The organism is Bartonella rattaustraliani AUST/NH4 (assembly GCF_000312565.1).
Classification (GTDB): Bacteria; Pseudomonadota; Alphaproteobacteria; order Rhizobiales; family Rhizobiaceae; genus Bartonella; species Bartonella rattaustraliani.
Genome location: NZ_CALW02000028.1, coordinates 39,057 through 60,145 on the forward strand (window position 1 = coordinate 39,057; position 21,089 = coordinate 60,145).

Genomic DNA, 21,089 nt, shown 5'->3' on the forward strand with positions numbered 1-21,089 from the left:
CTACATCTCATCTTCATTATGGACATCAGAAGATTCAGACTTCATTCCACTTTGCAAACCTGTAATAACCACCTCACCCTCCTTCAGTCCTGAAACAACTTCAGCCATGACTTTATTATTCAGTCCAATTGTCACCTCTCTAGAAACCACTTTGTTTTTCTCTTCCAAAACAGAGACCCATGCTTTATTTTCATTTGTCAGATCGCGCAAAGCATCACTTGGAACCAACAAGACATTCTGAGCACGTCCTAAGATAATATGCACCTGAGCTGTCATATAGGTGCGCAAAAAGTTGTCTTTGTTATCAACATGCACAATCCCATTATAATAGATAGCGGATAAACCAGCCCCTCCTCCCATGCCAGGGTTAATACTCACATCAGCGCTAATGGATTCAGGCGCTGGCTCTACTCTTTCTAAAGTTCCCTCATATCGGCGCTGTGAATTTCCTAAAACTGTAAAATAAAGAGGTTGTCCAGCATGAACTTTAAGAACGTCAGCTTCTGAGATTTGTGCTTTAATGGTCATTTTTGACAAATCCCCTAAAATAACAATTGTTGGTGCCGATTGAACGGCATTAACGTTCTGCCCTTCTTCAACAACTGTTGCTAAAACAGTTCCCCCCGAAGGAGCCGTCACACGTGTATACCCCAAATTGACCTCTGCACTCTCCACATCAATTTGTGCTTGTATAATCTGTTCTTTAAGTTGCGCAATTTGCGCTTCACGTATTTTTACTTGTGTCGCCGCCTCATCAAAATTCGCGCGTGAAACTGCGCGTGCTTCAATCATTTGTTTTTGACGCTCTAAATTTTTCTGTGCCAAAGAAAGATAAGCTTCTTGTTCTCCTAAACTGGCATAATAATGCGATAATGCAGCTTTTTTTCTCTTCAGGTCATTTTTTTGATCTACCGGATCAATTTCTGCCAAAAGATCTCCCTCTTTCACAACACTACCAGGCGAAACACGCATGGACACAATACGCCCGGTTGCACGCGCACCGACAGCAACCAATCGATAGGGACGTACAATGCCAGACGCCAAAACACTTTCTTCAATATCCCCACGCTTTACCACTGCTGTCATATAAACTGACGAGGATGTTCCCCAAAAAAGAGAACGCAAAAATAAAAGAAAAATAATGAGCAAAAGAGCCGCTAGAAAGAAGGAAAGTTTTTTGCGTTTTAGAATGAAATTTTTAAGGAATTTTTTTTTCATTTCTCTACCTTCATACGTGAAGAGGCAACATGATCAACCACCTCTGAATGGGAAACCTCAACGATACCATCCCAACCACCTCCCAAGGCTTTCATCAGCCCAATATATTGAGTAACCAAAGAAACCTGACAGTCTTGAAGAGCCATTTGTGAAGAATAATAAGAACGATTAGCGTTTAATAATTCAAGAAAACTCGTATTCCCATTTTTAAAAAGGCGTCGTGAAAGTTTTAAAGAATGCAAAGAAGCCGTATTGGCAACAACGAGTTTTTTTAAGCGCTGTCTTTCCTTAGTTAATTTCACAAGAGCATTTTCTACATCTTCTAAAGCACCCAAGACAGACGCCCTATAAGAAAGGAAAGCTTGATCGCGCTGCGCACGCGCTACCGCAACAGAAGCGACAACCTGCCCCCCGTTAAAAATGGGAAAGCGAAGACCTGGACCAAAAGACCATGCAACCGTTGAATCTTTCCATAATTGCCCAATGGCCGTTGCCACGGTTGAAATACTCCCTGTTAAACTCAAAGATGGAAAAAGATCCGCTTGACGTTGACCAATCCGCGCCGTAGCTTGCGCATATTGGCGCTCTGCCCGTCGTAAATCTGGACGTGTTAACAAAATATCAGCTGGAATTCCTGCTGGAATCGGCCATTTTGGCTGTGGAATTTTCGCTTGCTGCACATTTTTTTGCAAAAGTTCCTTCAAAGCCATCGGCACACGACCAGTCAAAACAGAAAGGCGATGAATACTCACAGCCAAATTCGCTTCTATTTGTGATATATCTGCTTCTGTGCTTTCTACCTGTGCACGCGCATTTGAAACATCAAGCTCAGCAACATCACCAGCTTTTAGTCTAGCACACATTAATTGATATGTTTGACGCTGTGATGAAGCGATTTTCCGCACGATCAATAATTTTTGTTGCAAACCACGCATTTGAACATAGTTTAGTGCGACATCTCCCAACAGAGTTACCATTGTCGCACGCATATCTTCCACCGCAGCTTCAAAACCATAACGCGCTGCTTCAACCCCCCGTTTATGCCCGCCAAAAAGGTCAAGCTCCCAACTGGCATCAAAACTACCACGATACTGCCCCAAAAAAGATGTATCAGATTGTTCAGCGCTGCGTGTTCCAGAAATAGACGTTGATATATTAGGCAAAAGAGACCCTACAGCTTGCCCTAAACTTGCACGCGCTTCACGAATGCGCGCTTTAGCAATGGCAACATTATTATTCCCTGCAATTGCATCATCCATTAACAGATTTAAAACAGGATCATCTAAACGCCGCCACCACCCTGCAAGAGTCATCGGCTTCCCATCTGTCTGATCCGTTTGTTCGCCCCAAACTGAGGGAACTTTAAAAAATGTTTTCTTGTAGTTAGGACCAACCATACATCCCGAAAGTATCAAAAGGGATAAAAAAGCAATAGAAAATACATCTCTTAAAGCGCCCCATTTTAGATTTTTGCTCCGCATCCATTCTTCCGCTTCGTTTAAGAATCAGTTCGTTAATACTTTGTTTACTATCATTCTTATTTCAAACTTAGCGTAAAAAATCAAATACAGCTTATACAAATTGCACAAAAATAAGCACAATGAAGCACCTGATTATCTGAACATTTTCTTATATTAAACGAACGCAACTTTAAAAAAAACTTCTAGAAAGGGGGAAAAATCACACATCAAAAACAAAGAAAAAACGTAAAAATACTATAAAGTCAAAATATTATAAGAAACGCATTTTAAAAATTTTACCCTACCTCCATTTTTCCATTTCTTTTAAAGAACTTGTTCATGAATACTTCATATCTTCTATTGTTTTTACAAACGCAATGTAAAATTAAATACAATTTGTATAAAATATACAAAAGTCAGCACAATCACTCCTCCATTCATCAGAGCAGTTTGTTTCCCCAAAATAGAGAGGATTTTAAAAATTTCTTCTGAAAATGATAACCAATCAGCAAATCAAAAAATGCAAAAATACAATAAAACAAGCTTTTTCAAGAAATGCATCCAAGATTTTTCTTTGCTTTTATGCCCTCAGCACTTTTTTAAAAGTGAGACCATGAAGATTTCATTAACTCTCTTCCTATGGCCAACTCAGCGCGAAAAGTTAAATACAGTTTGTACTGGAACATGATCTGAGGGCTGTTCCCACCCCCGTGCATGACGAAAAATTGCAAGATCAGACACAAAAGACGCTAAATCAGGAGAAGACCAAATATGATCCAATCGCCGGCCACGATCAGCAAGCGCCCAATCACGTGCACGATAACTCCACCATGTGTAGAGCTTGGTAGGAACAGGAATATACATACGCATAAGATCAATCCATCCACCTTGGGAACATAAAGCTTGTAAACGCTCTGTTTCAATGGGTGTGTGACTGACAACCTTTAACAATTGCTTATGAGACCAAACATCATCTTCTAAAGGAGCGATATTTAAATCACCCACCAAAAGAGAAGAAAGTCCATTTTCCTGATCAGCACGAATGGAAAACATTTCTTCTAAAAAATCAAGTTTATGACGAAATTTCTCATTCACCTCAGCATCAGGCACATCACCTCCAGCGGGAACATAAAAATTATGAATGCGAACATCCCTCCCACCAGCTTCAACAATAACCGAAAGATAACGACAATCCTGCTTTTGACAAAAGAAACGCTTTTCAACATTTTTAAAAGGCAAACGTGAAACAATTGCCACACCATTGTAGGATTTTTGCCCACTCAATGCGATATGCTTGTAACCAACCGCCTCAAAAGCCTCAATGGGAAACAACGTATCTGGACATTTCGTTTCCTGTAAACACAAAACATCCGTAGAAAATAGATCTAAATACTGCAAAACTTGCGCAAGACGCAAACGAATAGAGTTAATATTCCAAGTGGCAACACGCAAAGACATCTGTTTCAATTCTGATGGCATAACATCACATCATTTATGAGAAGGAAGTTTAAACATACCATCAGTAAATCTCACCCCTGTCCGCACATTCATGATTTGAACAGTCGTTTCTAAATTCTGTTGGTCCACAATTGTCCACTGCCGTAGCGCATAACTTTTAGAATCAAAAACCATTCTTATTTGCCCCGCTCCAATGCTTCTATCCCTTAAAACAATGGTCACCGCTCCTGGGTCTTCACGAAATGCGAATAAACGCCCTGATGACACATCAATTTTATTGTCCAACAAAAACTTCATCGGCGTTCTAAAAAGCTGCGAGAAATTCCAAGTATTGAGAGCACGATTATTAATACCAATGAATTGACCATCTGTAATAATTTGTAAAGGTATTTTTTTATAAATAAAACGAATTTTCCCTGGACGTTCTAAATAAAATGTCCCCTGAGACATTTTTCCTTGTGGACTAAACTGAATAAAATCACCTGTCATTGTTTTAATTGCCGCAAAGTGATCAGCAATATTCTGTGCCCGTACCACTTTATGAGATGATTGTGAAAAAGCAGGAAAAGTGAAGCACCAAAAAGTCATCATCCCTAAAAATCCAAAGATGATTCTTTGTGGTAAAAAAGACATTTTCATAAAAATTCTCCCAAGTAATACTCATATATCCTATCATTTAAGGAATAAACAACGAATAAAAATCCTTCTTTAAAAGATATGATCGAAAACAACTATCAAAAGACTTTTATTTTCAAAAAAATTATTCTCTCAAAGCACAAAAACTTTTCCGTTTACCCACAGTATTCTCTCAACGCAGCTTCTTTCTCTCTCACCATTCAAACAAGAAACTTTACCCCCCCTCAACAACATGGAAGATGAAAGAAAATTGACGATGAAAAAACAACGAAGTGGCTATAAAAATCACCCGTTGAAGAAAATGTGACAGAAACACCCACGCCATTTTCTACAGTGGCTTACGCAATGGCCTCTCAAAAAATCCCTCCATGCTTGAATTTCCACCCGCACAAAAACTTCCCTCCACATAATTTTCTAAACATAGCCCCTTTCTCTCTATTCATTCAAATAATTAAAGCAACAAAATTTATCACCACACGAAGAATAAAAGAGCCCCAAAGCAATGTTTCCCACAAACCTAAAAGCTCTTTTCGTCATAAAAAATATTTCACACACCCCAAGAAACATCCCTTTACCCTATGTAAAGAAAAAATCATAAATCTCTCTATTTCTTGAAAAGCAATTGTCTGGAACAATGATCAAAAGGTTTTTATTTCAAAAAGCTTCTTCTTCCGCAGGCACCAAAATTTCTCTTTTACCCGCATGGTTTGCAGCACTAATAATACCTTCTTCCTCCATATGCTCAATCAATAAAGCAACACAACTTATCACCACACGAAGAATAAAAGAGCCCCAAAGCAATGTTTCCAACAAACCTAAAAGTTCTTTTCGTCATAAAAAATATTTCACACACCCCAAGAAACATCCCTTTACCCTATGTAAAGAAAAAATCATAAATCTCTCTATTTCTTGAAAAGCAATTGTCTGGAACAATGATCAAAAGGTTTTTATTTCAAAAAGCTTCTTCTTCCGCAGGCACCAAAATTTCTCTTTTACCCGCATGGTTTGCAGCACTAATAATACCTTCTTCTTCCATCCGCTCAATCAAGGAAGCAGCGCGGTTGTAGCCAATACCCAAACGGCGTTGAATATAAGAGGTTGAAGCCTTACGGTCACGAAGAACAACAGCAACAGCTTGACTATAAGGATCATCTGCGTCTTGAGAAATTGAAGAAACACCCTCAGCATCTTCTGCCGTTTCCTGCGTAATCGTTTCCAAATAATCAGGCAAAGCCTGCGCTTTGAGATGCCCCACAACTTGTTCCACTTCATCATCCGCCACAAAAGGTCCATGAACGCGCTGAACACGCCCTCCTCCCATCATGAAGAGCATATCTCCTTGTCCTAACAATTGCTCAGCCCCCTGTTCCCCAAGAATGGTTCGGCTGTCAATTTTTGAACTCACAGAAAAAGAAATTCGTGTAGGAAAATTGGCTTTAATCGTTCCGGTAATCACATCAACCGAAGGGCGCTGGGTTGCCATAATCACATGAATACCTGCAGCACGTGCCATTTGTGCTAAGCGTTGAACTGCTCCTTCAATATCTTTACCAGCCACCATCATCAAATCAGCCATTTCATCAATAATGACAACGATATAGGGCATAGGACTAAAATCAAGCGTTTCCGTCTCATAAAGGGGCTCACCAGTCTCATGGTCAAATCCAACCTGAATGGTACGCACCATTTTTTCTCCCTGACTTTCTGCCTCTTTAACCCGTGCATTAAACCCATCAATATTGCGAACACTCAGTTTTGACATTTTACTGTAGCGATCTTCCATTTCTCGAACAGCCCATTTCAGCGCAATCACCGCTTTTTTAGGATCTGTCACAACGGGTGTTAACAAATGGGGAATGCCATCATAAACGGAAAGTTCAAGCATTTTTGGATCCACCATAATAAGACGGCATTGTTCAGGTGTCATCCGATAAAGAAGCGATAAAATCATCGTATTAATAGCAACAGATTTTCCTGACCCTGTGGTCCCTGCCACCAAAAGATGTGGCATTTTTGCTAAATCCGTAATAACCGCCTCACCCCCTATTGTCTTGCCTAAAGCAAGTCCTAACTTTGCTTTGCTCTCCATAAATTCTTGCGCTTGCAAAATTTCCCTTAAATAAACCATTTCACGCTTTGCATTGGGCAATTCTATTCCAATTACATTGCGTCCTGGCACCACAGCAACACGCGCTGAAACTGCACGCATCGAACGTGCAATATCATCTGCCAAACCAATAATACGAGAAGACTTAATACCAGCAGCCGGTTCAAATTCATATAAAGTGACCACTGGGCCAGGACGTGCATCAATAATTTGTCCCTTAACCCCAAAATCTAACAAAACGCCCTCAAGTTCCTGAGAATTGGCTTTTAAAGCAGCCGGAGAAAGTTTTGCATCTCTTACTGCCGGCGGTGGAACTGCAAGATAATCTAAAAGTGGCAGAAGAAAATCACCATTTGAAGAAACCTTTAAAGACTTTAAAAGACGTTTCTTCCTCGGAGAAGCAGACACTTTATCTTGAGGTTTTTGACCTTGTGTTTTTTCATCACCAAAAATGGGTTCAATGCGATCAAACGATTTTCTTTGCCCTTGAGAACGCGCTTTTAAGGAGAAAAGACGAAAAAAACGCGCTTGTAAGCAATAAAAAAGATGTAAAAGAGCCCCAAAAGCCGTCGCAAAAAAACCGTGTCTTTCTTCCTCTTCAGCCTCTTCTATATCTTCTGATACATTAAAAATTCGATCTACAGTTTCTTTTTTCTGAACGTTTTTTATTTTATTTGTCTGGCGTCGCCATATCACATTCCCCGCAAAAGCAGCTATAAAAAAACCCAATAAAGTAATAGCAACACCCAAGAGCACATTCTTAAAAGGCGAAAGAAAGACAGGAAAGAATAAAGAAACAACATTGAGAACTTTATCTCCCAAAAAACCTCCCAAACCCATCGGCAGTGGCCAATAGGTCAAAGGAACAAGAGGCGTCATGAGAGCAAAAGAAACTAAAAAACAAAGTGCTGATATAATCCACAAAAAAAGACGAAACCTCAAATTGTGAATATTCTTTTGTGCCAACAAAAGAAAAGACCAAAATAATGGTGACAACAAAATACCAAGACTTGCCAAACCAAAAAACTGCATGACAAAATCTGAAAAGATTGCACCAGGCCACCCCATAAAATTTGTAATCTTATTTGTACTTGCATATGTTAATGAAGGATCCGCAACATTCCATGTCGCTAAAGCAAACACACAAAAAACAATGAATCCTAAAAGCCCAAGCCCAATAAAAACACCAATCTGGCGCAAAAACATTTCAATGAGCCGCGAACTATAAGGTTTTTGGGCTTCGTATGAATCATAAGGAGACGAATTTTTGTGCATCCATGAATTCCAAATAAAAAATGTTCACATGAAAGAGTTATAAAATAATAATCGCAAATTATGACCGCAAAATATTAATACGGCTTTAACCATCATAAACACAAAAATGCCTCTTATGTAAAACGCAGTAAAATCTTTTCCTTGCATATGCGGATCATAAGATACATTGGACAGATTATAAAGGACCATGCCGGCTGAATCTGATTTCAGTTTTATTTTACGTAAATCAAATATAAAATAAAAAACACAAAACTAAAACGCTCAGCGAGATTATGAAGTGAATAGCAATTAAGTGATCCGCATAAAAAACAATTAAGGAGAAACCAAACTTTCTCAATCAGCGCAAGAGAAAAAACCCACCCTTTAAGACAAGAAAAAAATAAGATATTGTGAAAGAAAGATATCCTGTTTAAAAATGAGCAAACTACCAACAACGGAATAAAGCCTAACATGGAATAAAACATTGTGCATTCTGATCCCGATAAAAATACAAAATCCTATAAAAATAGAAAACAATGCGATCTCCTTATTGCAGGAGGCGCAACTGTCGGTTTGACACTTGCGATAGCGCTCAAACAAGCAGCTCCTGATTTAAAAATGAAAATCATTGATGCTGCGCCTCAAGAAGATACTCCTACTTCTAATATACGAACCATCGCTCTTTCTGCCGCTTCCATTCGTATGTTAAAACAATTACACTGTTGGGAATATATACATTCCCATGCCCAACCCATTCATTCCATGATCATCACGGATGCATGCACAAGTGATCCTGTTAAACCAACTCTTTTAACCTTTGAAGGAGATGTGACACCTAACGAGCCTTTTGCCGCTATGGTGGAACAGAAAAAACTCATCCACGCTTTTAAAAAGCGTGCAAAAGATCTGCATATCGCGATCACCACAAACACGCATGTCATTGATTTTCACCAAGAAGACCAACGCACAGCTGTCACTTTAAGCAATGAAGAAATTTTGCAAACAAAATTGCTCATCGCAGCTGATGGAACCCATTCAAAATTACGCGAAAAAGCCGGACTTAAAAACTTTTCTCATCCTTATAAACAAACAGCCATTATCTGCACCGTTGAACATGAAAAACCCCATCATGGGCAAGCAATTCAACATTTCCTACCAGCTGGACCTTTCGCTCTTCTTCCTCTCAAAGGCAATCGATCCGCCATTGTATGGAATGAACACCATAAAACTGCGCAATATTATCTTAACGCTGATGCTCTTATTTTTAAATCAGAACTTGAAAAACGCATTGGTCACCGCCTTGGAAAACTTTCTTGGAATGGTGAACGTCAAGCTTTTCCTTTAAAGCTTTCTTTAACACGTCAATGCATTCAACCACGTTTTGCTCTCGTTGGTGACGCTGCCCATACAATCCACCCCCTTGCAGGGCAAGGACTCAACCTAGGATTACGCGACAGCGCTGCTCTTGCTGAGGTGATTATTGAAACGGCGCGATTGGGGCTTGATATTGGCTCCCTCACAGCTTTGGAACGCTACCAAAGCTGGAGACGTTTTGAAACTGTGCGTATGGCTTTGAGCAATGACTGGCTCAATAAACTCTTTTCTAACGATAATCCCCTCTTGCGAATGCTGCGCGACACCGGCCTTGGAATTGTTAATCAAACACCCAAAATGAAAAAGTATTTTATTCAGGAAGCGTCCGGTCTCACTCCCAATGCCCCACGTCTCTTACACGGACTCCCCCTTTAAGAAAAATGAATAAAAGCCATACTGTTTCACTTTTTATAATCTATTTTTATAATCTATGAACAAAATTTTCTTTTATCAAAATCAACCCTTTACTGATTTTAAAACAGCAAGATTTTGGAAGGAATCATGACAGTATACAATAAAGTTGCCAATACCCTATACCCTCATATTCCCTAACAACTTGTACATTGAAACTGCCCATCTCCCACACAAGAAGAAAGGAGGAAAAATGTCTTTCATAAACCGCCTTCATACAAGGGTTGTCGTAACATTACACATATTCACTTGTTGCAATCTACGAATAATAACTTCCCTTTCCACAAATGAAGCTTTTTGCTTATTTTGAAATGAACTGTTTTAAAAAACACATTATGCTATACAGAAAATCATGCGAAACCTAACATCACAGTCTTTTATGTATTCATACAGCTCCTCATACAAAGTATAAAATGCCATTGTATAACCCGTTTATGCGCACTTTATCGCTCATTCACGCATTCTTTAAAAAGATGTCTCTTATTGCACCAAAAGCCCAGTGCACAAGAACACTCATAAAAGGCAAAAACAAAACTACAAGCATGAAATGCCAAGCACAAAATTCATTGTGCACCAACATCTTAACCTTATGCCTCTTAAGCTTTATACAAGATAAAAATCAGCGACATTATCCTCACCAATATCATCATAAATCATTACCATACAGTTCAATCATTGTAGGCAATGCCACCATGAGAGCCGGCACCATTATCGTATCTTCAAGCCCCGAATATCGCTCACTCGTACACCAATCTGGTTCATAAGAAGCATTTCTTTTCTTATCTCAAGCAATTTTGTTCCCCTGCACCTATCTCACAATATGCAAAGAAATGGTTTGATTGATTCATTATGAAAAAGAATTTATAATAAATATTTTTCGTTACTCACTTATGAATCACGCCCTCTGAATATTGTCAGATTCTCTCATTTCAAACCACTGTATGTTGAACTCATTTGTTTTACTTGGCTTGTACACCATAAGCGGAATTGGCATGAGGGTAACATGAGAGAAGAAAGGAAGAAAAATGTCTTTCATAAACGCCTTCATGTAAGGGATATCACAACACCATGAGTGCATATATAGACCATAAGCTGGTAAATACGTTGGAAGCTAGTAAAGAAAATGTTCCAGCTTGTTCCTTTATCAGCATGAAGATGGTAGTGTACAATAGATTTATCAGTATACGGACTTGATCGTTAAACAATTCACTAAAATACCACCACGAAATGGGCTTATGGGCTCTAAGAAAGATTTCTTTAAAACAGACAAAACCTATTGTTTTGAACCCATGATAAAACACTTCAAAATATTTCCTTTGACATTCAAAGCATATCTTAAATCATCTTTTGATGAACCCATAAAATGATTACTCTATAAAACGGTCAGTAAATTTCACTCTTTTACTGTCTATAATCATTTTTTATAAAATTTGTTTTTAAACAATTTATGAGCTTGTTAAGTGGTTTTATATTATTTTGTACTCGATATTTATTGTAAATCCTTTTATTAAACCTCATTTCGATTATTCTGACAATAATTAATCGACCCCTTAAAGCAATGGAATTACCTGTATCATTCTCCAATCCCATAGATACGATAACAAAAAAATCTCTTTACGCTCTCTCTTACAATTCTGTTGTGAGAACGCCATAACTCCTCGTGCGCTAGGAACCCTTTTTGAAAACCTGGTGAAAACTTATTTAACGCAAGACCCTATTCAAAAGCAAGAATTATGAAACAGTTCAAAGTTATTTTGAGTGAGCTAGAAAACGTAGAAAAGATGAGCGTGATATAGGCTATTGATCTGGTAGCTAAAATTCGTGATGAGGAAAGCTTTGCTGCTCTTCAATGTAAGTGCTATAAAGCCTCTCACTGTATTAAAAAAGAAGACATTGATAGCTTTATTGCAGCCTCGGGCAAAGATTCATTTACTCATCATATTCTGATAAAGCAGAATTTCAAAATAAAGAATGTGTCTGATAATATATTTACTTACAACAATCATTTATCAGTTTTGTAGAAAGAGTTAGCCCCTCAAATACAGTAAAATTCGTCTCTTTCAATTCTTTTATACTCATTCAATTAAAATCATCCCCTTGCTACATTATAAGAAGGCGCGATATATGCACAAAACTCTTTAAGATGAAGAATACAATGCTTCTCAACGCATTCTCTTAATACAAAAGCAGGTACAATATTTTGAGCTCGTAAATAGAATCAGCGATTAATCAAATCGCATAAACCAGACTGCGTTCCTGCAAAATAATCGACTCTTCTGGGCATTTACTGAATTTAGAAGTTAAAGACAAATTTAGCATTCCTCCCCAAAACACGCCACAAATGATTCCAGTTAACAGACCAAAAACAAGATTAAAATTCAATGCGTCTTTCAGAATCGGATCAACCTTGCGAAAAACGACCAATGTAAATTTGGTGGCAAATGCAATAATAATGAATATCAGGGTTAACGGTGACCTAGGCCGAATAATTAAATCCGTCCCCTCTTTTACTTTTAAACGCGGACCAGTACTCCAGAGTACCCAACCAACGCCAGCCACCAACGATCAGCCCCGCCAACATTGATACTAAACCCCATTCTGAATTCCCCAGCTCGGTAATCACGCTATTTCCACCCCAAAAAGAAAGATCATCGGCAAAAGGAAAAGACTTTTAATGTCTATTTCCCGATGTTTCAGTGCGCTTATTCCCCTCATAACGAGAAAAAAAGCAAAATCCAGACCCATATAGGAACTCTGGTAAGAAGAGTTAATAATGACATATTATGTACCTTTGCATTTTAGGCGATAATAATATGGCATGATATTAGGAAAATCTTTAGAAAAAACCCACCACCACAAACCATACCAAGACGAACTCATTAGAATTCGAGAAACAATGTTGTGATAACCCTTGCGTGAAAGCGGTTCACGAAAGACACTTTTCTTCCTTTCCTCACTAATTTTTACCCCTACGCCAATCCTGCTGATAATGTCAAGCCAAGTGAATAAAACTGATTCATCATGAAAAGATTTGAAATGAAAAAATCTTACAATATCTGGGATTATACATCAAATTGAACAATGATAAATTATGATTATAAATCAATTTGTTATACAAAAAAGACGAATTTTGAAGACCATGACTGAAGAGTACTGGCTACTATAGTAGTATTTATTGCGTTTGAGTGAATTTTTATGCTTTTTATGACTTTATTGAATTGAATGAATCAATATTTTAACACTGTAGCCTTTAATACATCAAATGACTTAAAATAATACATTGTTTAAATTCATATCTTTTGTGATTCTTTATATTTGCAAAAACTGCACATATATTATGTTACTTCTAGTTCTTCAAGCGTATAACCATTCTCCAACCATTCTTTAATCCATTTAGGCCTACGCCCACGACCATTCCATAATTCCCATGGGTCATTAGGGTTTCTATAATGGCGCTCTTTGCTCACAAGATCAGCAATATCAATTCCATATGTATTGGCAATTTCAAGAATTTTTCGCCGTGCATCCTGCTTTTCTCTTTCTTGCCGTTTTCTCAATTCTGCATCGATTTGAATCCGCATTTCTTGCAACTCATCAAGATTCATGTTTTTGAGATCATTCACTTCTTTATTCCCCTTGCAAAAAAGAATTGTGCTTTGCCATATTTTTAACACAATTATATACGATTTTTGCCGAATTTGTTGTCATAATTAGAATTACGATAATTTTATCCTTTTGGAGATGTGCTTTGAACCACGAAAAGTTTTTTATTTGTGTCTCAGCTATCACAACCGCATCCTTTTTCAGTTCGATTGCTGGAATAGGGTATCGGAGCGTGAAAGTCTTACTGCACTTCTCTGATTATTATGGACCAGCAATCGAAAGTGAGTACAAATCGCCTTTCTATAAACTATGGCAGCATGTGATAAAGGACAAGTCCTTTACACATAATAACAGTATAGTCCATTTTGATTATAAACAACACTTTCACAGACAGCAGATTTTAACTTCATATCAATACTCTCCCAAAAGATTGAGACCGTCGAATTATACAAAGCAATCAGCCTCACTACTCTTCAAAAAATGGTTATTGCTTGAAAATAGCCTTTCTTCCCATAAACACCGTAAGCATAATATTGGTTGGCATCATATGTTGTGTTTTTTCTCATACGCTCACGCGATTGATCGGATATCGCTCTATGCTAAAAACATTCTCGAAAAATGTCAAACTTACAGTCATAAAATGTGTTCTAAATTGAATAACTTTGTTTCACGAAGCTATAGAAAAACAATGTTTAAGCGTTTTAAAGAATCACACATTGATATCAATAAGCATTTTCTTCATAAGGTATATGGTTTATGATTTCTCCAGGTTTTGTGATGCTTGTTTCTGCATATGCGCCTACTATTTCCACACCACTTCCAGCGGTGGTTGTGTGGGAATCATGGAGTGGTGTTTATGTATACGATGTGAGCAGTGATCATACGTTATCATATCATCCCTTTACGTTTTGCGACAAAGCCGAAACAATTAGACAATTAAAGCAGAATGAACATAATTTTGACGAAAATTTAGAGCAATCAAGTGTCAGGAATTTGAAATTGTTTGATTTCTCTCTTCCTCATAGGTTTGGTATATATAAAAATTTTAAGGTTGTACAAACTGTTTCCACGCATTGTTTTAAGAAAAAGACATTGCAAGATCACTCTGAACAAGCTGTACAATTCATATTAGATTTTTATAGTTCTGGTAACTTCAAGAACGATTTTACCGGTATCTATGTGCAAAGAGTTGCTTCACATGCTGGAGTAAAAACGCTTGCTCCTAAAGAAGCACAAGAATCTTTGGATCTTCATGTAAATGAGCCAAAGAAAATAATCCAGGCAGACCCTCTTCCGCTTGTTCTTCCAGAACAAGCAGATGCGTTCACGCATAAAGCAAGCAATGTTGACGATGCTTTCACAATAGAAGGTGCTCCTTCATTGGAAGGGCAATAGGAGTCATCGTAATCGCATTTATGAATAAAAAATATGATTTTGATAGGGTATAGTGATGAAAACTAGATAAAAAAATATTAAAGCTCTAATTAGTAAGATGAAGTAAAATCTTTTCTAATTAAGGGCGAAAATAATGAAAATGATCGAACAAAGCAGCGTTGATAAAGCATTTCGTCAGGGGGCAGCGCGTGAAATTACAATTGTAATGCACTCAGAAAGTGAGTGGTATTTTACATTTGTTGCAGACGATCCAATGACTGGTGAAACGAGCAAATATACGTTGCTTACACAAAGAGGAAAACTAAGAACGTGGGCTGATCCAAAATATCTCTTTAAATTTCTTCTTGAACGAGGAGTTATTTGCGGCAGCTTTAATCTTAATCAAGGACGCAAAACATGAAACAATTAAATATTTTTCGCACGACTCATAATAAAATCATCGGGACCACTGCAGCTGTAACAGTATTTTTTATGGCTCATCCCGTGTATGCACAAGTTAGCAAATTGAAGAGAGCAAAAGAGGTTTTGGAGACAGTTAAAAGTGATTTGAGTCATATTATTCCTATTGCTGCTGCTGTCATACTTCTATTCTTAGCAATCGGCTATGCTGGACGCTACATTGGAAAGGATACGTTTGTACGGTGGGGTGCTGGTGTTATTATTGCGGGTTCAGCAACTGAACTTGTTAATTTTATACTCAAATCTAATATAAGTTAAACTTGTTGATTTCATATTCGATGAAGTATCATGGAATATGGGTTACAATATTATACAAGGAAAAATGCTCTTTTTATTTAAGAGGAGTTCTTGAATAATAGTATTGCTGTATAGTTTATTCTTTTGTGAAATAATGAGAAGAAATCTATTTGGATTTTAATATTTCTTAAAGAAATCAAATACTCGTCAAACAATGCGATAATGAAGTTATTATAATTGTTGCAATATTAGATGTATTTTTTATCGTTTATCTTGTAGACGCTTAAGTAAGATTTTACGGTGGAAGTTGGACGGTTATATTAAAGGTCCTTTCTAATATTACTTTTATATTTTTGTGCCTAGCAATTAATTGTGCTGGGCACCCATCAAAAAAGTGAATTTATAGATGTGATGTTTGCCGTTATCTTCATGAATATAGTCTTAGGCTTATTAAGATGTTTTTCTGTGATGTAGAGTAAATCATTAAGTCATATAACCTGATATGCTTTTTTATTAGGAGGAAGAGTTTAAACATCGATGATATTACATATCCGTTAGTTTTTTTATAGCACAGATAAAGAGATTCTGTTCGTGACAATTTTAATATCAACTAAGGTAAATGTCCTAAAACAATCGGATATTCTTCAAACATAAGTATACAGTAAGAATGATGACAATTGCCGCAACGATAATTATGTTTTTAGAACCTATTCTGGGAGTATGTTGAAGTTCAAGAGTATAAGATGAAGAAATTGAGTATAAAATCAAAAAGATAAAAAAGCCATTACAGTTTTTAAAATTGTAATTATGTTTTTGCAGTTTGTATTTATGTATCAAAGATTATTTTTTGAAAGATATAGAATATTTCAAAGGTGTTTTAGAACAAATTGGATATAATTCGTTTTACTGTTTCTGCTGCAGTTATTTGTATCTACAGAAACGATTATTATCATAATTAGATCTACAGTAAGAATTAGTATACTCCTTAACTCTAATTAAAATTGAACGTAAAAATATAAAATTCATTTTAAATAAATGCATCATCTGACAATTATGAGCGTATTGGAATATCATCTTAGTGATACTAAAAATGAAATATTTATTAAGAGTAAAAACATGAAACAGTTTAATAAATTGCAATCAAGAAACAGCAGCAAATTCATCACAGTCTTTGCGGCTATAGTATCATATCCTACATATGCTCGAGCATATGATTTAACTGAAAAAATAAGTGTTTTAAGCATCAAAATACCCGAGTATTTGATTATTCCTAATTATAGTCAATATCATTATGTTTTTGGAGCCACAATTGACTATGCACAGAAGCGGCATGAGAAAAATGCATTTTACTGTAGGCTATTAACATTATCAGAGGTGGATTAACAATACAAATTGTGCTAATATCACTTAATGCAAAAGAAATAAACAACAAGTAACCATCAAGTATAATTCAAATTGTTTTTAATAGTGTCCGTCGATTATAAGTTATACCAATAACCATGTCCTCATGATGCAAATAAAGAGAATATTGTTTATGACAGCTTTATTCAAAATAAGGATAAAAGATATGAAACGATCAAATATTCTTCACATAAAAATGTGCAATAGAATCAGTATTGTTTTTACAACTTTAATGATGTTTTTGACCACTCAATTTGCATATGCTCAAGAACACGTGAATCACGTAAAATTGCTCCTAGGGATACAATACGGGTTTAGTATATTGATTCCTATTGCCGGCGCTGTTATCCTTTTATTTCTATTGCTCATTTATGCATTTCACATCATCGCAAAAGCTACATTCCTGCGATGGGCATTCAGTGTCCTCATCGCCAGTGCAGCATTTTATATTAGCGGTATATTATTCCAGATCACCTGATTGGAGCCACTAAATGAAACCACAAAAGCAAGAAGCGTTTCCTTTATTTAAAGGAGCAACGCGTGTCCCAACAATTTGGGGTGTGCCCATGATGCCGCTTATCATTATGGTTATGGGAGTTGCTGTTGTTGCTATGACAATAAATATCTTTTTATGGATTATAGCACCGCCACTATGGTTCATTATGGCGCAAATTACAAAAAATGATGATAAAGCATTTCGTATTTGGTGGTTATGGATTGATACCAAATTTCGCAACCGCAACAAGGATTTTTGGGGTGCATCAAGTTACAGTCCCTCTGATTATAGCAAAAGGAGACAAGCATGACAGTAATTGAAAGCAGTAAACGCCTCACATCAGAGGCATCAGTAAGCTTGTTCATACCTTATTCACACCATGTCACCGATACGATTATCTCTACAAAAAATGCAGAATATCTTTCGGTTTGGAAGATTGACGGGCGCTCACACCAAAGTGCTTCAGAAGAAGATATTTTTCAGTGGACTAAGGAGCTAAACAGCACCCTACGTGGTATTGCATCAGCGAATTTGTCACTATGGACGCATATTGTGCGCCGTCGTGTTTATGAGTATCCCGATTCAACATTTGATAAAATGTTTTGTTATCAACTTGATGAGAAATATCGACAGAGCTTCACCGGTTATAACCTTATGGTTAATGACCTGTATCTAACTGTCATTTTTCAGCCAATAGCTGATAAAGTTATGTCATTCTTTTCTCAGCATGAGCGCGAAACGCTTGATCAGAAAAAAATGCGCCAAGAATCATGTATCAAAACGCTCAATGACATCAATAGCACCTTAGGTCAATCATTAAAACATTATGGTGCTGAACTTCTTGGTGTTTATGAAAAAAACGGACATGCTTACTCTTCTGCGCTTGAATTCCTTGGAATGCTTATCAATGGCGAATACCACCCCATGCCGATCTGCTATGATCGTTTTGCCGACTATATGTCTATTAATCGGCCGTTTTTCTCAAAGTGGGGGGCTCTTGGTGAATTGCGTACAATCAGTGGAATGCGTCGATTTGGAATGTTGGAAATTAAAGAATATGATACGACAACAAAACCGGGCCAACTGAATATTCTCTTGGAAAGTGATTTTGAATTCGTGTTAACACAGAGTTTTTCCATGCTTTCACGACACGCAGCCAAGGATTATTTGCAGCGACATCAACGTAATCTGATCGATGCTCGCGATGTCGCAACAAGCCAAATTGAGCAAATTGATGAAGCTCTCAACCAACTTATAAGTGGGCATTTTGTTATGGGTGAACATCACTGCACCCTCACCGTCTATGGTGATACAGTACAAAAAGTCCGCGACTATATGGCAAAAGCAAATGCAGCACTGTTAGATGTTGCAATATTACCAAAACCTGTAGATTTAGCTATAGAAGCTGGTTATTGGGCACAACTCCCTGGAAACTGGAAATGGCGCCCACGTCCCTCACCAATTACATCATTGAATTTTTTATCTTTCTCATCCTTTCATAATTTTATGTCAGGAAAACCAACTGGAAATCCATGGGGACCAGCGGTTACAATTCTTAAAACCACAAGTAAAACACCGCTTTATTTCAATTTTCATGCTTCGAAACTTGAAGAGGATTCAACAGATAAACGACTACTTGGTAATACCGCACTCATTGGACAATCGGGTTCTGGTAAAACCGTGCTCCTTGGATTTTTGTTAGCACAAGCACAAAAATTTAATCCAACAACCGTTGTTTTTGATAAAGATCGTGGTATGGAAATTGCCGTTCGAGCGATGGGAGGAAAATATCTGACATTCAAACCGGGGAAGCCAAGTGGTTTTAATCCCTTCCAACTCCCTCCCACACAGGATAATCTTATTTTTTTGAAGCAATTTGTTAAAAAATTAGTAGAAGCCGGTGGAGAAGTTACACACCACGACGAAGAAGAAATTAACAAAGCTGTCATGTCTCTTATGGGTAATAACATTGACAAATCATTGCGTCGTTTATCCTTTTTGGTGCAGTTCTTACCAAATCCACATTCAGATGATTATAACACACACCCCTCTGTTCATGCGCGCTTGATAAAATGGTGCGAAGGTGGTGATTACGGGTGGTTATTTGATAACCCCAATGATGCCCTTGATCTCTCGACACATCAAATTTACGGTTTTGATATCACTGAATTCTTGGATAACCTAGAGACTCGTACTCCAGTGATGATGTATTTACTCTACCGCACAGAAGGGATGATTAGTGGGCAGCGGTTTATGTATATTTTTGACGAGTTTTGGAAACCTTTACAAGACCCATATTTTGAAGATTTAGCAAAAAACAAACAAAAAACTATCCGTAAACAAAATGGTATTTTTGTTTATGCAACACAAGAACCGAGTGACGCCTTGGAAAGCAATATTGCTAAAACTCTGATTCAACAATGCGCAACCTATATTTTTCTAGCCAACCCCAAAGCAAATTACGAGGACTATACAAAAGGTTTTAAGCTAACAGATGCTGAGTTTGAACTCATCAAGGGACTTGGCGAGTTTAGTCGTCAATTTCTTATCAAACAAGGGGACCAATCTGCACTTGCAGAACTCAGTCTTGGTAAATTCCATATCACCGTTAATGGAAAAACTGTTGAATGTGACTTTAGTGATGAACTGTTGGTGTTATCCGGTACACCAGACAACGCAGAGTTGGCTGAAAGCATTATCGCTGAAGTCGGCGAAGATCCGGCAGTGTGGTTACCGGCTTTTGTACAGCATGCAAAAAATAACAGGAGGGAAACATGAAAAAAGTAATGATTACACTAACAACAACAGTCATTCTAGGGAGCTCCCATTCCGCTATGGCTTTTACGTTTGGAGCAGGAGCAGCGAATTTGGGCTCGCTCTTTCCTAGCTGGTCAAGTAGTACGCCAACCCCAAAGCCACCTACACCAAAGCCTTCTGTTCCATGGCAAAAAGAGCTCATTGAACTTTTGAAAAAAAAACTTGAAGTAAACAAAAAACAACTCGAGCAAACAGAAAAAATACATAAATCTATGACAGGAGCACAAAAATTTAAATTTGCCCATCCAAACTATACCAATTTTTTTATAAAAGATCCACAATTGCTCTATAAACAAGGTATATCTGAAGATAAAAATATGTCTATAGATATAGCTGAAGAATTCAAAAATGTTTTGACGGAAGAAAATGTTTTGGAAGAACAAAGCTCTCGTATTACCGATCAAAAGAAGGAACGTCGGTCTATTGAAAAACGTAAGCAATATGCAGAATTTATTGATAAAGCTGTCAGTTTGAAAGCTTTCAATAACGCACAAGACCGTTCTGCTGAAATCATGAAACTATTGAAAAAAATTGAAGAAACAAAAAATCTCAAAGAGCTTATTGAACTACAAGCATATACCAAAGTCGCTCTTGCTATGATCCAAAACGAGAACGCAAAGTTACAAATGGTTGCACATTTACGCAATGCAGAACAAGCACTCATAAGCCAGAAAAAGTACAAACGAAACATGAGGATTCTTAACAGTGAAAATAGAATTATGCCCACAATAAGGGCGATAAAATAGCCCTATCTATAAATCCT

General features: G+C 37.3%; 14 protein-coding genes and 2 pseudogenes. 8 read left to right on the forward strand and 8 right to left on the reverse strand.

The features are described 5' to 3' along the window. The 6 genes from BN67_RS04280 to BN67_RS04310 all read right to left on the reverse strand — a co-directional run bounded on the left by BN67_RS04280 (position 1) and on the right by BN67_RS04310 (position 8,154). Positions 1–1,218, reverse strand: a complete 1,218-nt coding sequence (locus BN67_RS04280) for an efflux RND transporter periplasmic adaptor subunit (protein WP_019222907.1) — start codon at positions 1,216–1,218, stop codon at positions 1–3. After that, positions 1,215–2,699, reverse strand: a complete 1,485-nt coding sequence (locus BN67_RS04285; protein ID WP_019222908.1) for an efflux transporter outer membrane subunit — start codon at positions 2,697–2,699, stop codon at positions 1,215–1,217. Before BN67_RS04285 ends, BN67_RS04280 begins: the two co-directional genes overlap by 4 nt. 627 nt (positions 2,700–3,326) lie before the next feature. After that, positions 3,327–4,136, reverse strand: coding sequence for an exodeoxyribonuclease III (locus BN67_RS04290; protein ID WP_026088163.1), 810 nt, complete (start codon positions 4,134–4,136; stop codon positions 3,327–3,329). Positions 4,137–4,166: 30 nt separating this feature from the next. Continuing rightward, complete coding sequence (locus BN67_RS04295; protein ID WP_019222910.1) at positions 4,167–4,775, reverse strand: outer-membrane lipoprotein carrier protein LolA; 609 nt, start codon at positions 4,773–4,775, stop codon at positions 4,167–4,169. A 651-nt stretch (positions 4,776–5,426) separates the two neighbouring features. After that, positions 5,427–5,585, reverse strand: coding sequence for a hypothetical protein (locus BN67_RS14115; RefSeq protein WP_019222912.1), 159 nt, complete (start codon positions 5,583–5,585; stop codon positions 5,427–5,429). Between the two features lie 139 nt (positions 5,586–5,724). Further along, a complete protein-coding gene (locus tag BN67_RS04310) occupies positions 5,725–8,154 on the reverse strand; it encodes an FtsK/SpoIIIE family DNA translocase (protein WP_019222913.1) in 2,430 nt (809 codons plus the stop codon). Between the two features lie 465 nt (positions 8,155–8,619). Between BN67_RS04310 and BN67_RS04315 the strand changes: the two genes are divergently transcribed. Further along, positions 8,620–9,882 (forward strand): ubiquinone biosynthesis hydroxylase, encoded by a 1,263-nt coding sequence (locus BN67_RS04315; RefSeq protein ID WP_019222914.1) that lies wholly within the window; start codon positions 8,620–8,622, stop codon positions 9,880–9,882. 1,611 nt (positions 9,883–11,493) lie between these two features. Then, a pseudogene (locus tag BN67_RS13550) lies at positions 11,494–11,867 on the forward strand (restriction endonuclease); the annotation flags it as partial. A gap of 280 nt (positions 11,868–12,147) precedes the next feature. On the opposite strand, the gene BN67_RS14790 reads toward BN67_RS13550, so the two are convergent. Beyond that, complete coding sequence (locus tag BN67_RS14790) at positions 12,148–12,480, reverse strand: hypothetical protein (RefSeq protein ID WP_244427033.1); 333 nt, start codon at positions 12,478–12,480, stop codon at positions 12,148–12,150. A gap of 773 nt (positions 12,481–13,253) precedes the next feature. Further along, positions 13,254–13,541 carry an H-NS histone family protein gene (locus tag BN67_RS04345; RefSeq protein ID WP_019222920.1) on the reverse strand — a complete coding sequence of 96 codons (288 nt, stop codon included), beginning with the start codon at positions 13,539–13,541 and terminating at the stop codon, positions 13,254–13,256. 736 nt (positions 13,542–14,277) lie between these two features. Here BN67_RS04345 and BN67_RS04355 point away from each other — a divergent pair. From BN67_RS04355 to BN67_RS04390, 6 genes and pseudogenes are all read left to right on the forward strand, one after another. Next, the gene (locus BN67_RS04355; RefSeq protein WP_019222923.1) at positions 14,278–14,916 is read left to right on the forward strand and encodes a lysozyme family protein; all 639 of its coding nucleotides are present in this window, start codon (positions 14,278–14,280) and stop codon (positions 14,914–14,916) included. A gap of 133 nt (positions 14,917–15,049) precedes the next feature. Next, positions 15,050–15,347: pseudogene (gene korA / locus BN67_RS12645) on the forward strand (KorA family transcriptional regulator). Next, positions 15,313–15,633 carry a VirB2 family type IV secretion system major pilin TrwL gene (trwL, locus tag BN67_RS04365; protein WP_019222925.1) on the forward strand — a complete coding sequence of 107 codons (321 nt, stop codon included), beginning with the start codon at positions 15,313–15,315 and terminating at the stop codon, positions 15,631–15,633. The pseudogene korA and the gene trwL overlap by 35 nt, the downstream one beginning before the upstream one ends. A gap of 1,871 nt (positions 15,634–17,504) precedes the next feature. Continuing rightward, on the forward strand, positions 17,505–17,819 hold the full coding sequence (locus tag BN67_RS04380) for a VirB3 family type IV secretion system protein (RefSeq protein ID WP_019222928.1): 315 nt from the start codon (positions 17,505–17,507) through the stop codon (positions 17,817–17,819). Continuing rightward, positions 17,816–20,287, forward strand: a complete 2,472-nt coding sequence (locus BN67_RS04385; RefSeq protein ID WP_019222929.1) for a VirB4 family type IV secretion/conjugal transfer ATPase — start codon at positions 17,816–17,818, stop codon at positions 20,285–20,287. The genes BN67_RS04380 and BN67_RS04385 overlap by 4 nt, the downstream gene beginning before the upstream one ends. Further along, positions 20,284–21,072 carry a TrbJ/VirB5 family protein gene (locus tag BN67_RS04390; protein WP_019222930.1) on the forward strand — a complete coding sequence of 263 codons (789 nt, stop codon included), beginning with the start codon at positions 20,284–20,286 and terminating at the stop codon, positions 21,070–21,072. Before BN67_RS04385 ends, BN67_RS04390 begins: the two co-directional genes overlap by 4 nt. Positions 21,073–21,089: the final 17 nt, after the last annotated feature.